The organism is Parasphingorhabdus sp., from assembly GCF_048269865.1.
GTDB lineage: Bacteria > Pseudomonadota > Alphaproteobacteria > Sphingomonadales > Sphingomonadaceae > Parasphingorhabdus.
The window spans coordinates 171,894-193,502 of record NZ_JBLWUA010000004.1; the positions used below are offsets into that span (position 1 = coordinate 171,894).

Below are 21,609 nucleotides of genomic sequence, written 5' to 3' on the forward strand. Positions count from 1 at the left end.
TGCCGTGATCGAAACCGAACGCCTGTTTCTCCGTCCGCATATCGCCGATGACTTTGAGGACTGCCGGGCGATGTGGCAGGATCCGGCGGTCGTCAAATATATCAGCGGGACGCCCGCTACCGAAGCGGAAGCCTGGCTGCGCTTTCTTGGCTATTTCGGACGCTGGGACATCATGGGATATGGCCTGTTCGCGCTGATCGAAAAATCATCCGGGCAATTCATGGGAGAAGTGGGCTTCAGCGACTTCCGGCGCGGTCTTGGTCCGGACTTCGACCCTTTCCACGAAGCCGCATGGGTCTTGGCGACAGCGGGACACGGCAAGGGCTATGCGCTGGAAGCGATGACCGCTGCACAAGCGTGGCTGGATCAGAAGTTCAACCCCGACAAAACCGTCTGTATCATCAACCCAGACAATCTGCCGTCGATCAAGTTGGCCGGGAAGCTTGGCTTTCAGCCCACCCGCAAAGGCGTCTATAATGACAGCACGGTGCAGCTGTTTGAAAGGCAAGGACCGGCTTAATCAATACCGTGCCAGCCACCTGGAGCCATCGGTCTTCCCTGTGTAGGCGGCGACAAAATTGCGCAGATCGTTATATATCCGTTCACGCTCACTATCGCCAAGCATTTCACAGCTCAACGAGTCAAACGCGGGCCGGTTTCCCGTAGCCGCCATGCGAACCGCGGCCAAAAGCCAGAGTTCATCGGGGCTCACCTGCGGACAACAGGGACGACCGATCTGAAACGGCTCAGACCATGCAAAGCCGATCGTTTCCGCCAATATCAATATCCGGGTCGCGGCGAGTGTCCCGCCGAGACGATCCGCCAGCTGATCGCCGCAATCGCAGGAATTTTTGCTTGCGATCACCGCCAGCCGAAAACCGATGATAAGCTTTGCCTCCACCACGGGAATGTCTCTGATATCCGGCAGCGGGGCCAATAATTTCTCTAGAATCTCGCTCAAGCTGTTTCTCCTTACTGCTGCCCCATAGTATGATATTGATAATCATTTGCAATAATAATCTTGAGCTATTTTACGCCGGGCCGGACAGCGACGGCGGCGCGTGCCCGAACATGCTTGACTAAACCGGTCGCCCACCACAGATAATCACCATGCCACTCAACATGACCAAGATTGCCTATCGCAGCGAAAGCCCGGCGACGCTGCGCAAATGGCTTGAATCCCATCAGGGCAACAGCGCCACAGATGGCGAAGCGAGACTGACCACCCGTTATTTGCCGAAGCGGCACGAGGAGATGGTCGGCGGTTCGCTCTACTGGATTCACGCGAAAAAGATCGTGGGTCGCTCACCGATTATCGGCTTCATGGACAATGGCCAGGGTCGGCAATGGATCCGGCTGGAACCCAGGCTGATCGCCGTCCAGCCGATCCCGAAACGCGCTCATCAGGGTTGGCGCTATCTCGAGGAAAAAGACGCGCCGCTTGATCTGGCCGATGGTGCGGAAGGCGCAGAGGAAATGCCCGCCGAGATGCTCGGCGAACTGGCGAATCTAGGGCTGGTGTAGCCCATCCCTGATCGTTTCCTGACGGTTCCGGTCAGTCTTTCCCGTCGAGCCAGTGCCGCAACAGATCATGGGCGATGGCAAAAGGCGGCGGCGCGACAAAGGGCGCAGCCGGATCACCGGCCATGGCAGCCTTCACCTCGTCCACCGAGAACCAGGCCGCTTCCTCGATTTCCTCTTCGTCGAGCGTCAGTGTCGGATCGTCGGTGACGCTGGTGCAGGCGATCATCAGCGACGACGGAAACGGCCACGGCTGGCTCGCGACATAGCGGACATCGCGAACCTTGATCCCGGCTTCCTCGAACAATTCGCGCTTCACGCAGCCTTCAATGCTCTCCCCGGGCTCCAGAAATCCGGCCAGCGCGGAAAAGCTTTTCGGCGGGAAGCGCGGCTGGCGACCGAGCAGCACCTTGCCCTCGCACTCCGACAGCATGATCGCCACCGGATCGGTGCGCGGGAAATGCTCTGCGCCACAACCACCATTGTCGCGGTCACACAAGCGCGCCCAGCCGCCTTTGCGGGACTGGGTCGACTGGCCGCATTGCGCGCAAAATTGATGCCGGGCGTGCCAGTCGACCAGACTGCGGGCTGTCGCATAGATTGCGGCCTGATCAGGGGGTAGGCCTCCCAGTGCCTGCCAAAGCGCCCGATTGGCTGCAGGACCGGCGTCCCCTGCCCCGTTCAGCTCTGCAAAATAGGATATGTCATCTTCGATGCCGAGCAACAGCAGATCATTGTCCGGTGAGGCTTCATAGGCGGCACCCCAGGCGAGCTCACCATGATCATTAAATACAGGGTTCAGGCCGTCCAGCTTGAGCAGCTTCGCCCGCGGGTTCATCATCGCCGCGCGCAGCTTGTCCGGATTGACTCTTACCTGGTCGGCGCGGTCAAGCGTTCCGCCCGCAAATGTGGGCACTATGGTCTTTTCAGCAGTCGGCATCTTGTCTCCCGGATGTTTTTATCTTGCTCCCTACAAAAGCGAGGAGATTTATTGGCGTCACGGACTCGTTTTACCGGCACCCGCCTGCGCCATGCCGATCAGGTCAGCATAGACATATTTTGGGAATTCCGACTGGAACGGGTAGCTGCTCGACGGAATATATTGGGTATATCCACCGGCCCGGATGCCGCGAACCGTGTCGACAAAGGCCGACGTGCCCGCTGCGCCGCCCCAGCCAAATGTACCCGCCGGGCTGACCTCGGTACCCAGGCCCGAACGCCCACCGGCCCCGAAGCCATGATTGGCAACCCAAGTGCCCCTGGTGCTGGCGGTTTTTGGCAGAAGATTGGACATGCCGAGCTTGACAGTTTCCGGCTTCATCACCTGAACACCGTTCACCGTGCCAAAGCCGAGCAGCATTTGCAGGAATTTGTCATAATCTCCGGCCGTGCCGACCAGCCCGGTGCTGCCAAAGGCAAATGCGGGCTTGTCGAGGAAGATGCTGGTCGCGCCCGGATCGATCGGGATCAACGAGCCTGCGAACGGCGCATAGTTGGTGGCCAGATTGACCGCCTGGTCGGCTGGTACCTGATAGAATATATTCTTCATGCCCAGCGGCCCGAACATCCGCTCCTGCAGAAACTGGTCGAGCGGCTTGCCCGACACTTTCTCGATCACCGCGCTCAGCACATCATGGCCGAGCGAATAGCTCCATTGCGTCCCGGGCTGATACACAAGCGGCAGCTCCGACAGACGCTTCATAAAGGTCATGATGTCCGGCGTGGGTGCACCGGCCTCAAGGCCGGGAATAGGGCTGCGGCTAACGCGGCCGGGCGTCAAGCCCGCTGCCAGATAGGCCTTCAATATCGGGCCCTTGGAGATGATCGTATAGCCAAGCCCGGCGGTGTGCGTCTGCAACTGTCTGATCGTGATCGGCATCTTGGCCGGCTCGACCTCGTCCAGCGGTCCTTCCGGATCAAGCAGCACCTGCATATCGGCAAATTCGGGGAAGAAATCCGACAAGGGTTGATCGAGAGAAATCAGTCCATCCTCGATCAGCATCATCGTCGCCATCCCGGTGATCGGCTTGGTCTGCGAATACATCCGCCACAATGTATCACCATCAACCGGCTTGCTGCCACCAAGCGCGAGCGTACCGGCAGAAATGACCTGCGGCGAGGCCTCGTCAAAACCGATCATCGCCAGCATGCCGGCAACCTTTTTGTCCGCCACATATTCGTTGATAATCTTGGTCAGGCCCGGGAAACTGGCACCCGTTTCCTTGGCAAAAGCAAGACCGGGCATACCGGCCAGAACCGCGCCGGTGCCGATACCGCCAAGCACGGAGCGCCGGGAAAATGAAGACCCAAGCGACAATATTCCGGGTGTTTGAGCGTTCATTTCTGTTCCTTCAGTTTCCATTTCACTGCCTTGGCATAGAGCGTTGGCAGCCCCGCCTCCGCTATATTGTCGAGCGGCCACCAGATGCCGGATTGCTTATCAGTAGCGATTTTTTCGCCCCGATAAACTGCCAAATCAACCTCAAGCGAAAAATGGGTGAAGCTGTGCTGAACAACATTCTCATGCACCCGCCACTCGCCCGCGATCGGTGGCCGGGCATCCCCGTCATTGCCGGCAGCCCATCCGTCATCCGGCAGCGCCCGCATACCGCCAAGCATGCCTTTTGATGCGCGAGTGGCCAGCAAAATCCTGCCTTGCTCCTCAACCCAGAAGAAGCGCGCACGGCGAACCGGCTTCGCCTTCTTCGGCGGCTTCACCGGAAAGGATTCCATTTCGCCAAGATCATAGGCCGCGCATTGCGCGCGCCCTGGGCAAATGTCGCATTTCGGATTTTTGGAGGTGCAGATGGTCGCGCCCATATCCATGCAGGCCTGGGCAAAATCCCCGGCACCCCTGTCCGGCGTGATCGCGTCCATCGCCGCGCGGATTTCGGCCTTGCCTTTTGGGAGCGGGGTATCGATGGCAAACAGCCGCGCGACCAGTCGTTCGATATTGGCATCGACAACCACCGCTCGCTCGCCAAAGGCGATCGCCGCGATAGCAGCAGCGGTATAGGCGCCCACTCCGGGCAGTTTCAACAGTTCAGACTCTTTCTGAGGAAAGACTCCCCCCAGTTTTTCAGTGACATGCACGGCACATTTATGAAGATTTCGCGCCCGCGCATAATAGCCTAGTCCGGCCCAGGCGGCCAGGACATCCTCTTCTTTGGCGTCGGCGAGGTGCTGAACCGTCGGCCAGCGTCGGGTGAATTTCTCGAAATAGCTTTTGACCGCTCCGACCGTCGTCTGCTGCAGCATGATTTCGGACAGCCAGACATGGTAAGGATCGGGCAAATCACCGCCCGGTGGTGACCGCCACGGCAATTTTCGGGCGTTATCCACATAATGTGCACCAATATTGGCAGAAATTTTTTGCGCCTTGGCGGAGAAACTATCGACGGCCATGGCCGCGCCATGCCATAAACGACCGCTATGGCGAAGAAAATTGGCAGTGCTGGCGATGAAAAGGCGAAAACCGCCGCTGCTGGCAAGCCTGCGGCCAAAAAATCGGCTGCCCGCAATTATCAGAAGTTCCAGCGCCCGCGCGGCGGGCCGGCGAAAAGCATCTCCGACCTGATGCCGGAAATCGGCCGCGCCGCCTTTCGCCGCTATGGCTTCATCCAGAGCTCAGTGGTCAGCCGCTGGGCGGAGATCGTCGGCGAACGCTATGCTGCCGTATCCCTGCCCGAGTCGATTCGCTTCCCGCGCGGCGAGAAAGAGGGCGGAACGCTGCATTTGGTCGTCTCCGGCGCCTATGCAACAATGATGCAGCATATCGCTCCCGACATCATCGAACGGGTGAACCGCTTTTTCGGCTATGGCGCAGTCAGTCAGATAAGATTCAGACAAGGCGTCGTAACGCCGAAGAAAGACAAGGAAAAAAGGGTTCCCCTGCCCGCTTCGCTCAGGCCCGCGCCGATCCAGCTCGGCGAGAATCTGCGCGATATCGGCGATGCGGAGCTGAACCGGGTGCTGGATTCGCTGGCATCGGCAGTTGCAAAGGCGGAAGCGGACCCTAAGAACGATTCAAAGCAAACGATCAGGGTTGTCGGCAGAATCGGCGGCGGTGACAAGAAGAAGGACGGGACATGAAGTTGAGAAGCGTGTATCTTGCTTCGGCATTGGCTACAGCTGCAGTGATGGTATCCCCCGCATCCGCGCAGCAGACCGACTGGTCCAAGCGCGTGACCCAGTCGCCGATGGGCGGCCATATCATGGGCAATCCGCTCGCCAAGAACCGGCTGGTCGAATATGTCAGCTACACGTGCAGCCATTGCGCCGACTTTGAAGTCGCCTCCAGCGGGCCTCTGAAATCCGGCTATATTGCCAAGGGCCATGTCAGCGCGGAAGTGCGCAACTATGTCCGCGATGCCGTCGATTTTACGGCGGCAATTCTCGCCCGATGCGGCGGCCGCACTAAATTTTTCGGCAATCATCATGCCTTGATGGCGTCACAGAGCGGTTGGTTGAAGACCGTCATGTCAACACCGCCTGAAGTCCAGAAGACCTGGTATCAGGGCGATACCGTTGACCGGCTGAAGAAAATTGCGACAGATGTCGGATTCTATCCGATCATGGCCAAGCGCGGCATCACCAAGACTCAGGCCAATGTCTGTCTGGCGGATAAGGATGCCCAGGACAAGATACTGGCGATGACCAAATATGGCGCGGAGACGGTCAAGATCACCGGCACGCCCAGCTTCACAATCAACGACAAACTACTGGACAAGGTCCACAGCTGGCCGTCGCTGCAACCCGCGCTCGCTACCCTTCCCTTGAAATAGATGATCATCTGGAACAGGAATAACATCATGCGTAAATCCCTTTCACTTCTGCCGATTTCCCTCGCTCTTGCCCTGAGCGCCTGTGGCGGCGGCGCAGACACCGCCGAGAACGGGGTGAGCTCATCGGAATCGGCGGAAGCGGTCGAGGCACCGGACGGACAGAAATGGTCCGAGACGGTTTCAAAAACCGACGCTGGTGGTGTCGTGATGGGCAACCCCAATGCGCCGATAAAGCTGGTCGAATATATGTCGATCACCTGCTCACACTGCAAAGACTTCGGGGAGCAGGCCTTTGCTCCGCTGCGCGACAATTATGTCGACAGCGGCCGCGTCAGTTTTGAAGTGCGCAATTTCGTCCGCGATCCACTCGACCTGACCGCTGCGATTCTGTCCCGCTGCGGCGGCGAAGGACCGTTTTTCCCGCTGACCGAACAGGCGCTAAGCAATCAGGGCGCAATGTTTGAAAAAGCGCAAGGTATGGGTGAGGCTACCTATACAAATATCCTGCAGTCCGCTCCCGACAAGCGCTTCGTCCGCCTTGCCGAGCAGCTTGGCCTCATCACCTTTTTCCAGCAGCGCGGTATTTCCGAAGATCAGGCCAAGGCGTGCCTGGCCAATACGGAAACAGCCGAGACATTGATGAACAATACGCAAAAAGCCGTTGAGGAATATAATATCGAAGGCACACCGACCTTTCTGATCAACGGCCAGAAAATCGACGGCACAAACTGGGCAATAGTCGAAACCAAGCTGAAGGAGGCTGGCGCGAGATAGGCGCTGGTCGAATCGCCATAGGGGGCGCGATTTGAATTGGGTGACTGACAAAGACCGCGCGGGGGCGATCCCGTGCAAATAAAGAAGCTCCGACTTTCGGGCTTCAAAAGCTTTGTCGACCCTACGGAGCTGCGCATCGAAAAAGGCCTGACCGGCGTGGTCGGCCCCAATGGCTGCGGCAAGTCGAACCTACTGGAAGCCATCCGCTGGGTGATGGGCGAAAACAGCGCCAAGTCGATGCGCGGCGGCGGCATGGAAGATGTGATTTTCGCTGGCACCGAGGATAGGCCGGAACGGCAATTTGCCGAAGTGGCGCTGACCGCCGAACGGGAAACCAACGACGTCTCGTCGCTGCATGTCGGCGATAACGACAGCGAGCTGGAAATTGTGCGCCGGATCGAGCGCGGGGCCGGCTCTGCCTATCGGGCCAATGGGACCGATGTTCGGGCCAAGGATATCGCACTGATCTTTGCCGATGCGGCGACTGGCGCCCACAGCCCGGCGCTGGTCAGCCAGGGCAAGATATCCAATATCATTTCCTCCAAGCCGGAAGCGCGGCGGGAGATGCTCGAAGAAGCCGCGGGCATCTCCGGCCTCCATGTCCGGCGGCGGGATGCCGAGCAGAAATTGCGCGCGGCAGAGAAGAACCTCGCTCGCCTCGACGACATATTGGGCGATATGGAACAGCGTGCAGCCAATCTGCGGCGACAGGCCAAGCAGGCCGAACGCTACCGGAAGCTCAGCGCGGAAATCACCGTCGTCGAAGGCAGGCTGATCTACGCTCGCTGGCGAGAGGCCGCAGCGGCCTCCGATCTCGCCAAGGCAGAAGCCGAAGCAGCCGAAGCCAAAGTCGACGCCGCGCACAAGGAACAGCAGGCTGCGGTTGCGGCGCAGAATGAAAGCGCCAAGGCGCTCGGCCTATTGCGTGCGGACGTGCAGCGCGCCCGTGAACAGGCCAGCGAATCCAGCCACCGGCTGCTGACCCTGACCAACGAACGCGACAATCTGAAATCGCGCCTGCTCGATCTGCAGGTGCAGGCCCAGCGCATCCACGAAGACAATGCCCGCGAGGACCAGCTGACCCGCGACGCGATGGAGGCGCTGGATCGTCTCGAACAGGACGAAAAGCGGCTGGCGACGGAATTATCGGAGCTGACCAGACAGCGCCCCGATCTGGAACGCGCCGCCGAACGCGCGGAACGAGCGGCGAGCGAGGCGGAGGTCGAACTGGCCAAGGCGGTCGCCGAGGAAGCACGGATACAGGCTGAGATAAAAGTCGCCAATGCCGCTGTCGATGCAGCGCAGACGCGCCATGACCGGCTCGCCGTCGAACTGGACCGGCTGAATGCCGAACGCGCCGAAATGGGTGATGAAGCGGAGCTGCAAGCGGCGCTTGCCGAAGCCATAGCAACGCGGGAGGCGGCACAGAAAGCTGCGGACGGAAGCGGCGGCAGGATCGCCTCGCTGGAAGAGCAGAGAGTTGAGTCCACGGCGGCGCGCGATGCAGCACAATCCGGCCTGGCAACGCTGAAGGCAGAGCTCGCCGGCCTGAAATCCGAACATGATGCGCTGGACCGGGAACTGTCGAAGGCGGAAAGCGCCAACAAGGCCATCGATCAGGTCAAACCGGCCGCAGGCTATGAACGGGCGCTGGCCGCCGCTTTGGGCGATGATCTGCTGGCCTCCGTCGGCGAGGATGGCGACCGGTTCTGGGGTGGCGCGGATCTGGCCGCTTCAGCAGATGCACCGGCAGGAACCGAGACTCTGCTCGACCGTGTCCAGGCGCCCAAAGAATTGCACAATCGTCTGTCGCAGATATTTGTTGCCGATAGCGATGACGGACAATCGCTGTCCGTCGGGCAGCGTCTTGTCACCAAGACCGGAGCGCTGCGCCGCTGGGACGGCTTTGTCGCGCGCGATGACGGCAATGCCAGCGCCGAGCGCTTGGTCCGGGCCAATCGTCTGCGCGAACTGCAGGAGATGCTGGTTCCCGCCCGGAACAAGGTTGCTGAAGCGGAATCCGCGCTCGAGGCAAAGCGCGAAGCAATCGCTGCAATAGAAACCGGACTGGGTGAAGCGCGCACGGCGCGGCGCGAGGCCGAGGAAGCGCTGCGCCGGGCCCTGCGCGAAGCCGATCAGGCAGAAGAGGCACTGGCCTGGCTGCAGAAACGCACCGCCAGTCTCGCCGATCGCGACACAGCGCTGAAAGCGGAAAGTGCGACGGCGCGTACCGAACTGGAGGCCGCGCAACAGGAACGCAGCAGCCAGCCCGACGGTGCCGCACAGGAACGGGCGCGAGCCGCCCTGCAGGATCAGCGCGATGCGGCTCGGGGTCAGGTAATGTCTGCCCAGGCGGCACTCTCCGCCATCGACCAGAAACTGGCGCAGGTGAAGGAACAGAAGGCCGTGGCCAGCGCGCAAATCCGCTCGTGGCAGGACCGCTCCGGCGAGGCCGAAGCGCGGATGAAGGAAATGGCCAAACGTGGCGCGCTGATCGAGGCCGAAGTCGAAAGCCTCGCAGACCGTCCGCGGGTCATTGAGGTTGAGGTCACCAAACTGACCGAACAGCAGGACTTGCTGAACGCAAAGGTGGCGGAAAAAGATGCAGAACTGCAAGCCGCAGAACTGGCCCAGCGCGACCATGAAGACCGGTTGACGCAGGCTAGCGAGTTGCTCAGCCAGGCCCGCGAGACCCGCGCCGGGGCCAAGGCGCGCGCGGAAAACCAGGACCTGCGCCGTATGGAAATGGGCCGTATTTCGGCGGAGAAATTCGAATGCCCAGCTCCTGTCCTGCCCAAAAAACTGGACTTTGACGAGAATAGTGTTGGCGATGCGTCGGAAGAGGCAGCGGAACTGGAACGGCTTTCGCTCAGCCGCGAGCGGATCGGGCCGGTCAATCTGGTCGCGGCCGATGAACTGGCGGAACTCGAAACCGAATGGGAGAAATCGACCAAGGAAAGCGAAGAGCTGAACGAGGCGATCCATCAGCTGCGTGGCTCGATCGGCAGCCTCAACCGCGAAGGACGGCAACGCCTGCTCGCCGCCTTCGAGGAAGTCGACCAGCATTTCCAGCGGCTGTTCGCCACCCTGTTCAACGGCGGCAAGGCACATCTCGAAATGATCAACAGCGACGATCCGCTGGAAGCCGGCCTCGAAATCATGGCGCAGCCGCCGGGCAAGAAGCTGACCTCGCTAACCCTGCTGTCCGGCGGTGAACAGGCGCTGACCGCGGTGGCGCTCATCTTCGGCCTCTTCCTCACCAACCCCGCCCCGATCTGCGTCCTCGACGAGGTCGACGCACCGCTCGACGACGCGAATATCGAGCGCTTCTGCGACCTGCTCGACAGAATGGTGGCAGAAACCAACACCCGCTACCTGATCGTGACCCACAATGCCGTCACCATGAGCCGCATGCACCGGCTGTTCGGTGTCACCATGGTCGAGCGCGGGATTTCACAGCTGGTCTCGGTGGACCTCAACGCGGCGGAAGAACTGCTCGCGGCGGAGTAAGACTGCGGAATCCGAGAAGCGTCCTTCGACAAGCTCAGGACTAACGGCCTTTTTTCAAAGTCAGCCCTTTTCCCGTTAGGGGTGAGAGCCCGTCGAACCCCGCTTCCCGTCCAAAGGTGCAGCCTGCTTCTGTGCGAGAGGCGCCCTTCGACGAGCTCAGGGCTAACGGCAGTATCCGAATTGAGCCGCATCCCCGTTAGCGGTGAGCCTGTCGAACCCCGCCTATCGTCTATCACCATAGTTCCGGGCCAGCTCGGAGAGCAGCCCCCAGTCGCCGTCAATCAACGCCTGCTTCTTCGCCCTGGTCCAGCCCTTGATCCGTTTCTCTGCTTCGAGCGCTTCATAACGGGTCGGGAAATTCTCGGACCAGACCAGCTCCACCGGCCGCTTCTTGTACGTATATCCTGTGAAGAAGCCGCTCTGATGCTGCGCAAGACGCTGTTCGAGATTGTCGGTGTGGCCGGTGTAGAAACTCCCGTCCGAGCATTTCAGAATATAGGTGAAGAAAGCCATATTCCCGTGTTAGCCTTGAGGCGTCCTTCGACAAGCTCAGGACTAACGGAATGTGGCAATTGACCGGGACTATCAATTTCCGAACCGTCTCACGTGTTGGGTAGAGGCCTGTCGAACCAGAGGTCGCGTTCACAAGGACGGTCCCTCTCAGACGAGACACACCCTTCGACAGGTTCAGGGCTAGCGACATTTTTCGGAAGTCAGCTTCTTCCCGTTAGGGGTGAGCCTGTCGAACCCCATCTTTCATCTAAGAGCATTCGCTCAATATGCCGAAAAATCTGTCGGTCCAAAAACTACTGGCTTCTCACTTCCGGTCCGCCCCACCCGGCAGAACCCGATAGTCAATCGGCTTGAACGTGCCCCCGTTCGATGCATAAGCCGAACAGGCCGTCAGTCCGATCACCAGATCCATTTCCGCCTGCAACCTGAGCCGGTCACCGGCCTTGCTGGTCGGTGGCAGCACTTCCAGCTTTCCGGTCGCCGGGTCGACCGGAACATTCATGAAGACATTGAACGCACAGGGAATCGCATCCTTTTCCACGCCAAACGGTGCCAGCGCCTCGGCCAGATTGCCGAAGCAACCACGGTGCACCGGCTTGTCGGGATAGAAATGTTTGAACGTATCCTCGCTGCACGGGGTCAGCAGAAAGTCGTGGGATCCCACTGTGTCCTCGACGATGGTCAGCATCGGATTGGAACGGTTGGACCACAGACGATTGCCGGTGCTCAGCCGGATCGTTTCTTCATAATCAAACGTCCGGCCGTTCGATATCACTTCCCTGATGTCGTCGCTGTTAAAAGCCAGCAGGTCGGACACCTGGCCGCCATCGGGGTCGATCACATCCAGATAGTCGCCTGTGGCCAGCCGGAATGCCGCGCCCGAGCGCGGTGCAATGCGTACTTCGTTCATAGGCTGCGCCGATCCTGAAACGGGCATTGCCAGTCATCGTCCACCTGACGACCGCTATACTGGCGCGCTTCGCTCGATTCGCCATATCTCGCCAGCATCGGATTGGCGTTCCCGGCCAGTTTCTCGTCCCGGGCAAGAATGGTGTCGCGCATCTTCTCATATTTCCCGTGTTCCCGCAGCCGTTCGAACTGGTCGTGCAGGTTGAACACCAGCATCGGCCGCGAAAAACGGCGAGCGGGACGCGAGGCATTGGGATGCAGACCGATCACGAAAAACGCCTCGCCACCAAAGCTGAGTGAAAAATGCGGATCGGCCGGGTCGGCGCTGACCCGCGTGTCATAAGTCTGCCCCAACCACGCGTCCTTGTCTGCCAGCGACTGGATCCGGGCCCACAATAGGGATTCAAATTCACTTTCCGACAGATCCAGAGGCCCGTCGAAAATCACTGCCAGACTTCGCAAACCATCGGTCGCCCCGCGATATTCCTTCGCCCAGGCGAGCAGTTCGCGGTGGATTTCCAGATCATCCCAATTGCTGTCGAGGCTATGCCCCGCCAACACCTTGAGCGTATCGCGAGCCAGCGCCGATTTTGCGCCGACGCAGGGGAATTGGGGCTGCGAGATCATTGATCCGATCGCGGCTTGCAGCTGTCCCAAATGTTCGGCCTTGCCATCTGGGTCCAGCAGTTTTGAATGTTTCATGCCAATGCTAACGCTTCAATTGAAAGAGCGTTCCCGGCGTTGACCCGGGGCGTCAAAGCAATCATCCGACCGTCTCACACGGTGCCGACAAATTCAGTCGCCCAGAACCAGCTGCGGGCCCGGCCCCCTTAGGCCCGCCCGGTCATCCGGATTATAGAGCTCGCATTTTTTGAGGCTGAGGCAGCCGCAGCCGATACAGCCATCCAGCCGGTCGCGGGTCCGTTCCAGTTCTGCAATGCGCGCGTCGATCACCTTGCGCATGGCCTTGCTGATCCGCGTCCAGTCGGACTGCGTCGGTGTGCGACCATGGGGTAATTTGGCCAACTGCCGCTCGATCTCGCCGATGCTCAGCCCCAACTGCTGCGCGATCAGCACGAAGCTGAGCCGGCGGATGTCGGAGCGCAAAAAGCGCCGCTGGCCGCCGCTGGAGCGAAACGGCTCGACCAGCCCCTTCTCCTCGTAAAAGCGGATCGCCGAGACCGACAGCCCGGTCCGGGCAGCCAGCGCGCCAATGGTCAGGGCTTTGGTTTCCGGCATGACTGGTTCCTTCCTTTCCTCCCTTGTTGCGCAGCAATGGGGAGGGGGACCGCGCGCAGCGTGGTGGAGGGGCGATCGCAGCGGCAATACTATTCGGCCCGTCACCCGACCGGCACCAAGACCAGCGAGCCCCTCCACCACGCTGCGCGCGGTCCCCCTCCCCGTCTGTCGACAGGGAGGAAAATAATCTCTTGACCTCAACTTAGCTTGAGGTTGTACGAATCGCAAGCATGGAGAACGGGCAGCCCGGACAGCCGCTGGCAAAACGGCAAACATGCTTCCAATTCTTCCACGAACGCGATGCCAACCAAGCGAGGACACAGCGCCATGAAACTCAATCAGGTCACCGTCGGCTGCCTCGATTACGTCCAATCCGTCGCCTTTTATCAAAGGCTTGGCCTTGTCCAGATTGTCGACTCGCCGCCACGCTACGCCCGTTTCGAGACAGAAACCGGTGAGACCTTCTCGATCCATGCGGTGGACAAGATCGGAACAGCTTCGACCCTGATCTACTTCGAATGCGAGGATCTCGACGCAAAAGTGGCCAATCTGCAATCTTCGGGCATCGTCTTCGATTCCCTACCCAAAGACCAGAGCTGGGGCTGGCGCGAAGCGCGGCTCAGCGACCCGGCGGGCAATCCGCTCTGCCTGTTTCACGGCGGCGACAACCGCCGCTTCCCGCCCTGGCGGATCGATCATGCAACAACCGAGAAAGGAACGACATCATGACAAAAGCTACTTTGGAACACGCCAATATCACCGTCAGTGACCCGCAGCGCAGCGCTGCGCTGCTGCGCGATCTGTTTGGCTGGCATATCCGCTGGGAAGGTCCCTCCATGCTGGGCGGCCACACGATCCATATCGGCACGGATGACAGCTATGTCGCGCTCTACACCAATCCGGAGGTGCAGGCCGCTGATCCCACATTCAACAAGGGCGAGCCGATGAACCATATCGGCGTGACCGTCGATGATCTGGATGCGGTCGAGGCAAAAGTCGTCGCGGCGGGGCTCAAGCCATTCGGCCACGATGATTATGATCCCGGCCGGCGCTTCTATTTCTTCGACTGGAACGGGATCGAGTGGGAGGTGGTGAGCTACGCCTAAACCTTCTCCCTCAAGGGAGAAGGATACGAAGGCTTGGCGCGAAAGGCACTTAGCCGCAGTTGGATGAGGGTGCACCAGGCCCGGATGATGGCTCGCCAACCATCCGGCAGTACACCCTCACCCAGCTCCGACTAGCCAGCAAGCTGCCAAGTCTGCACAACCCTCTCCCGCACGGGAGAGAGGATTAATCCAGAAACAACCCTGCTCGTCATCCTGAACTCGTTTCAGGATCCCCGCCGGCGAGCACCACAATACCGCATTGCCGCTGCGAGCCTTGAATCAAGTGCGAGCTGGCAAATTGAGGATGATCCGGTAATCTCCGCGCCATGGCCGACGACATTCTGATCTCAACCTGCCAATGCGGCAAAGTCCGTTGTCAGAGTGTCGGTCGGCCAATAATCAGCGGCGTGTGCTATTGCGATGACTGTCAGGCGGGGGCGGCAATGCTCGAAGCGCTGGACGGCGCCGCTCGGGTGACCGAGCCGGATGGCGGCACCCATTATCTCACCTATCGCGATGATCGCTTTTCCTGTGTTGAAGGCGCTGATCTGTTGCAAGCCTGTCAAATTTCCCCCGATGCCCCGACCCGCAGGATGGTCGCCTCCTGCTGCAACACCGCGATGTATCTGAAATTTGCCAAGGGTCACTGGACGTCCGCCTACGCAAAGCGCTTCAGCGGCGATCTTCCGCCGGTCGAATTGCGGACACAGACGCAATTCCGGACCTCAGCCATGCCCATGCCCGATGATACCCCGAGCTATCGAACATTTGGTCCGAAGCTGTTCTGGCGGCTGATCAAATCGCACATCGCAATGATATTTAGATGACAGTCTTCTTTCCTGCGGCAGGCGCTTGGGAGCCCAGCGCGAGCCGAAGCCGAGCGGACGCGTTCGACGCTGGATAACGGCAGATGTAGTATCTGCATAATAGACTTGCCCGGTCTCCTGTGGCAGCATCCTGGAATCTCTTCAAATCCACAACCGGGACCATCATGCTCAAATATTTGAAACTGCCAGCCAGCCTGTTGGTCATGGCATCGGCCTCTGCATCGCTAGCGAGCGATGATGCCATAGCCTTGCGCGATCACCCGTTCTGGCAATTCGATCTGGAAGAAAACCACACTGCCGACGTGACCCTCGCCGATGTAGACGGGGACGGCGATCTCGATATATTGACGGCCAACGGGCGCCATTGGGCGGAACAGGATTTCGTCTATCTGAACAGCGGCGACGGACGGATGCTTGAAGCCAACTACCTGGGCAACGGAAAGTCTGCCAGCTACACTGTTCAGGCAGGCGACGTCGATGGCAACGGAACGATCGATGCGGTTGTCGTGCGCGACAAGCTGGATGCCGTAATTTACCTGAACGACGGTACCGGCAATTATGAATTTTCTGGCCTAATCAAAGATAGCAAGGGACACGCCCGCTCAGCCGCGATGGTGAATGCGGATAGAGATGACATTCCCGATCTCGTTATCGCTACCCGACGCGGGCCGGACATGATCTATCGCGGCAACGGCAAAGGCCGCTTCCATGGCGGAACCCCGCTCCCCGATGCCGGCTTTGGTTCGACCGGTCTGGCGACAGGGGATATCGACAAGGACGGCGACATCGATATCGTCATTGCGCGGCGGGATGATGCGGAAAGCGTCGTCATGATCAACCAGGCTGGCAGCTTCCGGCCGTTCACTCTGCCGCAGAGCAAAGGCGACCACCGCAAAGCCGTTATCGCCGAATTTACGGGCGACCATTTTCCGGACATCATCCTGGCCGATACCGATGGCAGCTTTCTGCTCTATCCCGGTTCGCAAAGCGGAACATTCGGCAATCCCCGGACCTTCGGACAAGCTGGCGACCTTGTCCAGGCGATCGCGGCGATCGACCTTGACGGCGACGGAAATCTGGACTTGTTTGCAGGCTGCGAGGGACGAAACATCATCCTGCAAAATGATGGCACGGGCATTTTCACTCGCCGGGAAATCGGGGAAGAGGCCGACAGTTACGGAGTCGCGGTCGGGGATATGAACGGCGACGGGATAGACGACATCGTCGTTGCCAATTCGGGAAGCGCCAACCAGGTGTTTCTCAACCAGCGATCCCCGGACCAGTAAGCGATTGCCGCGCCAAAGTCTCAGCCAGTGAAACCGTGGCGCGGCAAATCATTCAAAGGCTGGGATTAACCAGCACCTTCTCGCCGGTCGCCTTCTTCTCATAGCCCTTGGCGATCTCCGGATCGATCATGTCCATCAGGCTGATCTCGCTGGAATAATCGCTGTTGAAAATGCCGTTGCGCTCTTCGACGGTGTACATGCGCATTTCCATCATCCGCTCCTTGCCGACCTTTTCCAGATGCGGGGTCAGCAGCCAGCCGCCGACGCCCCAGTAGAGTCCGAGGCCGCCACCAAGGATGGTTTCGCCGGTGTCGAGGCGACCATAGATATAGACCTGCTTGTTGGTGGTCGAACCATAGACGCTGAACTCGGCGCCGCGTACCGCCGCTGCCTTTTCCATGGCGGTCAGGATATAGCTCGCCATCTTGCCACCGCCGATCGCGTCGAAGCCCAGCGTCGCGCCGGTTTCGGCCAGCGCTGCAATCAGCTTCTCCATGAAATCATCCTTGGAGCTGTCGATCACATGAGTCAGACCGATATCGGTGAGGATTTTCTTCTGCTCATCGCTGCGAACGATGGCGACCAGGTCAATCCCTTCCTTGAGGCAGAGCTTGGCCAGCATCTGACCCAGATTGGACGCTGCTGCGGTATGAACGAGCGCTTCATGGCCTTCGTCGCGCATGGTGTTGACGAAGCCTTGCGCGGTCATCGGATTGACGAACAGCGAAGCGCCTTCCCTGGCTGGCGCGCCGTCCGGCAGCGGTACGCACATCGCCGCCGGCATGACCCGGTGGGTGCGGTACATTTCGCCGCCAACGATGGTCACAACCTTGCCCATCAGCGCCTGCGCCGCGTCGGATGATCCGGCGGCGACCACGGTGCCGGCGCCTTCATTGCCGGCGGCCAGCTTCTTGCCCGCACGCCCCTTGAAGAACGGCTGCATCGCGGCGTCGACATCAGCGACCAGCGCCGGATGCCCGTCGACCGTCTCGCTGCACACCGTATCCATATTGGCCGCCGCGGTCAGCAGGCCGAGATCGGACGGGTTGATCGGCACCGCTTCCATGCGGACCACGACTTCATGTTCCTTCAGTTCGGGCACCTCATAAGGCTCGATCGACAAGATCGATTTGCCGTCCTCGGTAACGGTGGTGAACAATTGCTTTGCGTCGGGAAATTGGCTCATTGAATATTCCTCTCTTATATATTTCTAGAAATTTTTGGCGGCGGCGAGTGCGCCCAGTCTTTCGGTAATCTCGAAAAATTCGGTCACCGTTTCATCGATAATCTGTCTGGCAGTTTTTACCTCGTCAATCAAACCGGAAGATTGCCCGGCCAGGCCGACGGACGCCTCCATATCGCCGCCGAAATAGACATCCATAATGCCCTTGAACGTATCGGCCGGCATCAGGCCGTCTTCGTAAATTTTCGCAGTCCGCTCGGTCTTCAGCGCGCGGATGCAGGGCGAGGATTTCTTGTTCAGCACATAGGTGCCGGTTTCCTTCGCATCGAGGATCGCCTGCTTGTAATTATGGTGTACCGGACTTTCCGCGCTCGAGACAAAGCGCGTCCCCATCTGGATGCCCTCCGCGCCCAGCGCAAAAGCCGCTGCCATGCCCTTGCCGTCGGCAATACCGCCCGCCGCGACCATCGGGATATCCGTCTGTTTGCGGATCGCCTGCAGCAGCACCAGCGTCGACACTTCCTCCGGATTTTTGAAACCGCCGCCTTCGGCTCCCTCGACGATCAGGCCATCGACTCCCGCCTCAACGCAGCCCATGGCTGCGGCGACGGTGGGCACGGCATGATAGACGATGATTCCGGCTTCCTGCAGCGGCCCGACAAATTTGCGCGGGCTACCCGCCGAAGTGGTGACAAATTTCACGCCCGATCCGCAGATATGGTCGAGGATTGCGGGGTCCTTGAGGAACATGATCGGCAGGTTCACCCCGAACGGCGCATCGGTAAGATCCTTCATCTTCTCGATCTCGGCCATGCAGGCTTCGGTTTCGCCGGACGAGGTCTCGATGATGCCCAGTCCACCCGCGTTGCAAACGGCGGAAGCGAGCTGCGACCGGGCAATCCAGCCCATCGGCGCCTGCACGATGGGATATTTCGCGCCGCTATGTTCGAGGAAACGGTTCATAATCTGTCTTTCTTGCTGAGCAATGGCCGATCAGCCCATCGGATACATGATCTCGCGGCTGATCTTGTAAATCCGTTTCATGATCTCGTCGCTCAGCTCCAGATCGGCGGCGGCAAAAATCTCGGGGAGCTGGTCGGTGTGAGTCGCGCCAACGATGGTCGAGGCGACAAAATCATGCTGCTTCGACCAGGCGGTCGCCAGAGTCACCGGCGCTACCCCCAATTCGTCGGCAATTTCCATGAAGCGCTTGGTCGATTCTTCTGACTTCGGATTGACGAACCGTTCGGCCATTTTCTTCTGCCGCCCGCCCATGCCGAGATAGGCCGAGAAACGCGCGCCTTCCGGTTTCGCGCCATCATTATATTTGCCGGACAGGGCACCACCAGCCAGCGGTGAATAAGGGATCAGGCTGACCCCTTCCTGGCGGCAGACCTGCGCCAGTTCATCCTCGAAGCGGCGGTTGTTCATGCTGAAATTATTCTGGATCGTACAATAGCGGGTGACGCCCAGCCGCTCGGACGCCTCCAGCGATTTCATCAAGCCCCAGCTGGTTTCATTGGAACAACCGATAGCGCGAATCTTGCCAGCGCGGATTTGCTCGTCGAGCACTTCCATCGTTTCGTCATAGGCGGTGCCATGATCCGGCCAATGGGTCTGGTAGAGATCGATATAGTCGGTCTGCAGTCGCTTCAGGCTCGCATCCAGCGCTCTCACGATATTGTGCCGGTCCAGCGCCGTCATGCCTGCGCGCTGGGAAGACTGTATCCAGCCATGGCTGGGGCCGGAAACTTTGGTAGCGATGATCAGGCTGTCGCGATCCTTGTCCTTCATCCAGCGACCGACAATCTTCTCGGTTTCCCCTGCCCATTCCCGCTTCGGCGGCACCGGATAATTCTCCGCCGTATCGAAAAAATTGATTCCGGCCTCGACCGACTCATCCATGATCCGGTGTGACATTGCTTCGTCAGCGCTGCTGCCGAAGGTCATCGTGCCCATGCAGATTTCGGATACATAGATCGGGCTGCGGCCCAGGCGGCGTGTTTTCATGGCAAATATCTCCGGGAGATGGACGATGGACTTAACTGTTCAGTTAACCAGCATAGCCTGCATGGGTTGCGAAACGCAATCCAATTCCGGACGGTGTCTAGCCAGCCTGGCCCAGCACCAGACAGGCGAGAAACATCAGCAATCCGGCAAAGCGATTGGACCGGAATTTGGCGAGCGCATCCTCGCCATCGGCACTGCTCAGGGTGAGCACCTGCCAGAGGAGATGGAGCGCGAGAGGCAGAAGCGCCAGCAGGCCCAGCCATTGCGGACGCAGCATCCAGAAAGCGGCCGCCCAGCTTGCCAGCGCTGTGACGTAAAAAGCCAGAACGCCAAAGCGCACATTCTCTCCGAGGCGCAGCGCGCTGGACCGGATACCGACCAGCGCATCATCCTCACGGTCCTGCAGCGCATAGATCGTGTCATAGCCGATCACCCAGAAGATCGAGCCTGCATAGAGCAGCACCATCGACCAGTGGAATGCCGGCTCAATCGCCAGCCAGCCGACCAGCGCACCCCAGCTGAACACCAGACCCAGCCAGGCCTGCGGCCACCAGGTGATCCGCTTCATAAACGGATAGGCAGCGACCAGAGCGAGGCTGCCAAGCGCTACCAGCTTTGCAACACCATTGATCTGCAACCAAACGACCAGACCGATGAGGCACAATATTGCCAGCCATATCCAGGCCGCCTTGAGCGATACCGCGCCACTGGCCAACGGTCGCGACCGGGTCCGCTCCACCTGACGGTCAAGATCGCGGTCAACGATATCATTGTAGACACAGCCCGCGCTGCGCATCGCGATCGATCCGAGCAGCAGCCACAGCATCAGGTCCCAGCGCTCGATCGCACCACCAGCCAGCGCCACGCCCCAGGCGCAGGGCCAGAACAGCAGCCACCAACCAATCGGACGGTCGAAACGGGCAAGCAGGGCGAAGGGACGGGCCGCGGAGGGCAAAAGGCCAACGAGGCCCTTGTGCTCCGTGTCGGGGACGATCTGATCTGACTGGTTCGACATCCTGCCCGCTTATCGCTATTTCATGAACTCGTCATCCTGAACTTGTTTCAGGACCTCCGTCGGACCAGAACTTTCTCCCGGAAGAGATGCTGAAATAAATTCAGCATGACGAGAAGGAAACGCGGCGCTAGACAATGCCCATGCCCGCTACCCCCGCCTATCCGCCCCACAGCGCCCCCCGCCTCTACCTTGATCGCGAACTTTCCGAAGGAGCCGAAATCCGGCTGGAGGGCAGCCACGCGCATTATCTTATCAAAGTCATGCGGATCAAACAGGGTGATCCGGTCAAGCTGTTTGACGATCGCACCGGGGAATATCTCGCCCGTGTAAGCGCCCTCGGCAAGCGCGACCTGATGCTGGCCATCGACGGCAAGACCCGCGAGCGGGAAGCGGTGCCCGACCTGTGGCTGTGCACGGCACCGATCAAGAAAGACCGCTTCAACTGGATCGCCGAAAAGGCAACGGAACTGGGTGTCGCGAAAATCATCCCGGTGCAGACCGAACGCACTCAGGGTTCCGCCATCAAACCCGACAAGCTGCGCGCCCATATGATCGAAGCGGCGGAACAATGCGAGCGGACTGCCCTGCCCGCACTGGATCCGCTGATGAAGCTGACCGACCTGCTCGAGCAATGGCCAGCGAACCGCCATCTGTTCTTCGCCGACGAGCGCATTCATGCCACGGGCGAAGGCAGTTTTCGCAAGGCGCTGGTCGCCCATGACGGCCCGGCCGCGATTCTGATCGGCCCCGAAGGCGGCTTTTCCGACGCGGAAAATGAAATGATCCGGGCGCTGCCCCAGGCCGTCGCGGTGTCGCTGGGGCCGAGAATATTGCGCGCCGATACGGCGGCGCTTGCGGCCATCAGCCTGTGGATGGCTGGCCGGGGCGACTGGAATCCGGACTGATCCTGGCCCGTTCGTGGATCGCCACCA

23 protein-coding genes are annotated in these 21,609 nt (G+C 59.8%); 11 read left to right on the forward strand and 12 right to left on the reverse strand.

Features of this window, described 5'->3' with window-relative positions; all coding sequences use genetic code 11:
* Positions 1 to 4: 4 nt before the first annotated feature.
* Positions 5 to 520: a GNAT family N-acetyltransferase gene (locus tag ACN0WW_RS06965; RefSeq protein ID WP_417610800.1), complete on the forward strand. Its 516-nt coding sequence runs from the start codon at positions 5 to 7 to the stop codon at positions 518 to 520.
* On the opposite strand, the gene ACN0WW_RS06970 is transcribed toward ACN0WW_RS06965, so the two are convergent.
* Positions 521 to 961: a hypothetical protein gene (locus ACN0WW_RS06970; RefSeq protein WP_417610802.1), complete on the reverse strand. Its 441-nt coding sequence runs from the start codon at positions 959 to 961 to the stop codon at positions 521 to 523.
* A gap of 149 nt (positions 962 to 1,110) precedes the next feature.
* Between ACN0WW_RS06970 and ACN0WW_RS06975 the strand changes: the two genes are divergently transcribed.
* Entirely contained in the window at positions 1,111 to 1,524 is a 414-nt protein-coding gene (locus ACN0WW_RS06975) for a DUF1489 family protein (RefSeq protein ID WP_417610804.1), read from the forward strand.
* A gap of 31 nt (positions 1,525 to 1,555) precedes the next feature.
* On the opposite strand, the gene nudC is transcribed toward ACN0WW_RS06975, so the two are convergent.
* From nudC to ACN0WW_RS06990, 3 genes are read right to left on the reverse strand one after another with little or no spacing between them, the layout of a single operon-like run.
* Entirely contained in the window at positions 1,556 to 2,461 is a 906-nt protein-coding gene (gene nudC, locus ACN0WW_RS06980; protein ID WP_417610806.1) for an NAD(+) diphosphatase, read from the reverse strand.
* 57 nt (positions 2,462 to 2,518) lie between these two features.
* Positions 2,519 to 3,862, reverse strand: coding sequence for a serine hydrolase domain-containing protein (locus ACN0WW_RS06985; RefSeq protein ID WP_417610808.1), 1,344 nt, complete (start codon positions 3,860 to 3,862; stop codon positions 2,519 to 2,521).
* Positions 3,859 to 4,926, reverse strand: a complete 1,068-nt coding sequence (locus ACN0WW_RS06990) for an A/G-specific adenine glycosylase (protein WP_417610810.1) — start codon at positions 4,924 to 4,926, stop codon at positions 3,859 to 3,861. The genes ACN0WW_RS06985 and ACN0WW_RS06990 overlap by 4 nt, the downstream gene beginning before the upstream one ends.
* A 27-nt stretch (positions 4,927 to 4,953) precedes the next feature.
* Here ACN0WW_RS06990 and ACN0WW_RS06995 point away from each other — a divergent pair, with 27 nt between their 5' ends.
* From ACN0WW_RS06995 to smc, 4 genes are all read left to right on the forward strand, one after another.
* Positions 4,954 to 5,613: a DUF721 domain-containing protein gene (locus ACN0WW_RS06995; RefSeq protein WP_417610812.1), complete on the forward strand. Its 660-nt coding sequence runs from the start codon at positions 4,954 to 4,956 to the stop codon at positions 5,611 to 5,613.
* Positions 5,610 to 6,305, forward strand: coding sequence for a thioredoxin domain-containing protein (locus ACN0WW_RS07000; RefSeq protein ID WP_417610814.1), 696 nt, complete (start codon positions 5,610 to 5,612; stop codon positions 6,303 to 6,305). The genes ACN0WW_RS06995 and ACN0WW_RS07000 overlap by 4 nt, the downstream gene beginning before the upstream one ends.
* A 27-nt stretch (positions 6,306 to 6,332) precedes the next feature.
* Positions 6,333 to 7,079, forward strand: coding sequence for a DsbA family protein (locus ACN0WW_RS07005; RefSeq protein ID WP_417610816.1), 747 nt, complete (start codon positions 6,333 to 6,335; stop codon positions 7,077 to 7,079).
* A gap of 72 nt (positions 7,080 to 7,151) precedes the next feature.
* Positions 7,152 to 10,589, forward strand: a complete 3,438-nt coding sequence (gene smc / locus ACN0WW_RS07010) for a chromosome segregation protein SMC (protein WP_417610818.1) — start codon at positions 7,152 to 7,154, stop codon at positions 10,587 to 10,589.
* 222 nt (positions 10,590 to 10,811) lie between these two features.
* On the opposite strand, the gene ACN0WW_RS07015 is transcribed toward smc, so the two are convergent.
* The 4 genes from ACN0WW_RS07015 to soxR form a co-directional block, all read right to left on the reverse strand.
* On the reverse strand, positions 10,812 to 11,102 hold the full coding sequence (locus ACN0WW_RS07015; protein WP_417610820.1) for a GIY-YIG nuclease family protein: 291 nt from the start codon (positions 11,100 to 11,102) through the stop codon (positions 10,812 to 10,814).
* 304 nt (positions 11,103 to 11,406) lie between these two features.
* Positions 11,407 to 12,012, reverse strand: coding sequence for a DUF1989 domain-containing protein (locus ACN0WW_RS07020; protein WP_417610822.1), 606 nt, complete (start codon positions 12,010 to 12,012; stop codon positions 11,407 to 11,409).
* Complete coding sequence (gene gntA / locus ACN0WW_RS07025; protein WP_417610824.1) at positions 12,009 to 12,713, reverse strand: guanitoxin biosynthesis heme-dependent pre-guanitoxin N-hydroxylase GntA; 705 nt, start codon at positions 12,711 to 12,713, stop codon at positions 12,009 to 12,011. The genes ACN0WW_RS07020 and gntA overlap by 4 nt, the downstream gene beginning before the upstream one ends.
* Positions 12,714 to 12,806: 93 nt before the next feature.
* Positions 12,807 to 13,250: a redox-sensitive transcriptional activator SoxR gene (gene soxR / locus ACN0WW_RS07030; RefSeq protein WP_417610826.1), complete on the reverse strand. Its 444-nt coding sequence runs from the start codon at positions 13,248 to 13,250 to the stop codon at positions 12,807 to 12,809.
* Positions 13,251 to 13,577: 327 nt separating this feature from the next.
* On the opposite strand from soxR, the gene ACN0WW_RS07035 reads away from it, so the two are divergent.
* The 4 genes from ACN0WW_RS07035 to ACN0WW_RS07050 all read left to right on the forward strand — a co-directional run bounded on the left by ACN0WW_RS07035 (position 13,578) and on the right by ACN0WW_RS07050 (position 16,469).
* Positions 13,578 to 13,979 carry a VOC family protein gene (locus ACN0WW_RS07035; protein WP_417610828.1) on the forward strand — a complete coding sequence of 134 codons (402 nt, stop codon included), beginning with the start codon at positions 13,578 to 13,580 and terminating at the stop codon, positions 13,977 to 13,979.
* Positions 13,976 to 14,356 carry a VOC family protein gene (locus tag ACN0WW_RS07040; protein WP_417610830.1) on the forward strand — a complete coding sequence of 127 codons (381 nt, stop codon included), beginning with the start codon at positions 13,976 to 13,978 and terminating at the stop codon, positions 14,354 to 14,356. Before ACN0WW_RS07035 ends, ACN0WW_RS07040 begins: the two co-directional genes overlap by 4 nt.
* A gap of 326 nt (positions 14,357 to 14,682) precedes the next feature.
* Positions 14,683 to 15,183 (forward strand): DUF6151 family protein, encoded by a 501-nt coding sequence (locus ACN0WW_RS07045; protein WP_417610832.1) that lies wholly within the window; start codon positions 14,683 to 14,685, stop codon positions 15,181 to 15,183.
* Positions 15,184 to 15,347: 164 nt separating this feature from the next.
* Positions 15,348 to 16,469, forward strand: coding sequence for an FG-GAP repeat domain-containing protein (locus ACN0WW_RS07050; protein ID WP_417610834.1), 1,122 nt, complete (start codon positions 15,348 to 15,350; stop codon positions 16,467 to 16,469).
* Positions 16,470 to 16,521: 52 nt separating this feature from the next.
* On the opposite strand, the gene ACN0WW_RS07055 is transcribed toward ACN0WW_RS07050, so the two are convergent.
* The 4 genes from ACN0WW_RS07055 to ubiA form a co-directional block, all read right to left on the reverse strand.
* Positions 16,522 to 17,655: an NADH oxidase gene (locus ACN0WW_RS07055; RefSeq protein WP_417610836.1), complete on the reverse strand. Its 1,134-nt coding sequence runs from the start codon at positions 17,653 to 17,655 to the stop codon at positions 16,522 to 16,524.
* A gap of 24 nt (positions 17,656 to 17,679) precedes the next feature.
* Positions 17,680 to 18,615, reverse strand: coding sequence for an NAD(P)H-dependent flavin oxidoreductase (locus tag ACN0WW_RS07060; protein WP_417610838.1), 936 nt, complete (start codon positions 18,613 to 18,615; stop codon positions 17,680 to 17,682).
* A 30-nt stretch (positions 18,616 to 18,645) separates the two neighbouring features.
* A complete protein-coding gene (locus tag ACN0WW_RS07065; RefSeq protein WP_417610840.1) occupies positions 18,646 to 19,662 on the reverse strand; it encodes an aldo/keto reductase in 1,017 nt (338 codons plus the stop codon).
* 97 nt (positions 19,663 to 19,759) lie between these two features.
* Positions 19,760 to 20,677 carry a 4-hydroxybenzoate octaprenyltransferase gene (ubiA, locus tag ACN0WW_RS07070; protein WP_417610842.1) on the reverse strand — a complete coding sequence of 306 codons (918 nt, stop codon included), beginning with the start codon at positions 20,675 to 20,677 and terminating at the stop codon, positions 19,760 to 19,762.
* Between the two features lie 140 nt (positions 20,678 to 20,817).
* On the opposite strand from ubiA, the gene ACN0WW_RS07075 reads away from it, so the two are divergent.
* A complete protein-coding gene (locus ACN0WW_RS07075; protein WP_417610844.1) occupies positions 20,818 to 21,582 on the forward strand; it encodes a 16S rRNA (uracil(1498)-N(3))-methyltransferase in 765 nt (254 codons plus the stop codon).
* Positions 21,583 to 21,609: the final 27 nt, after the last annotated feature.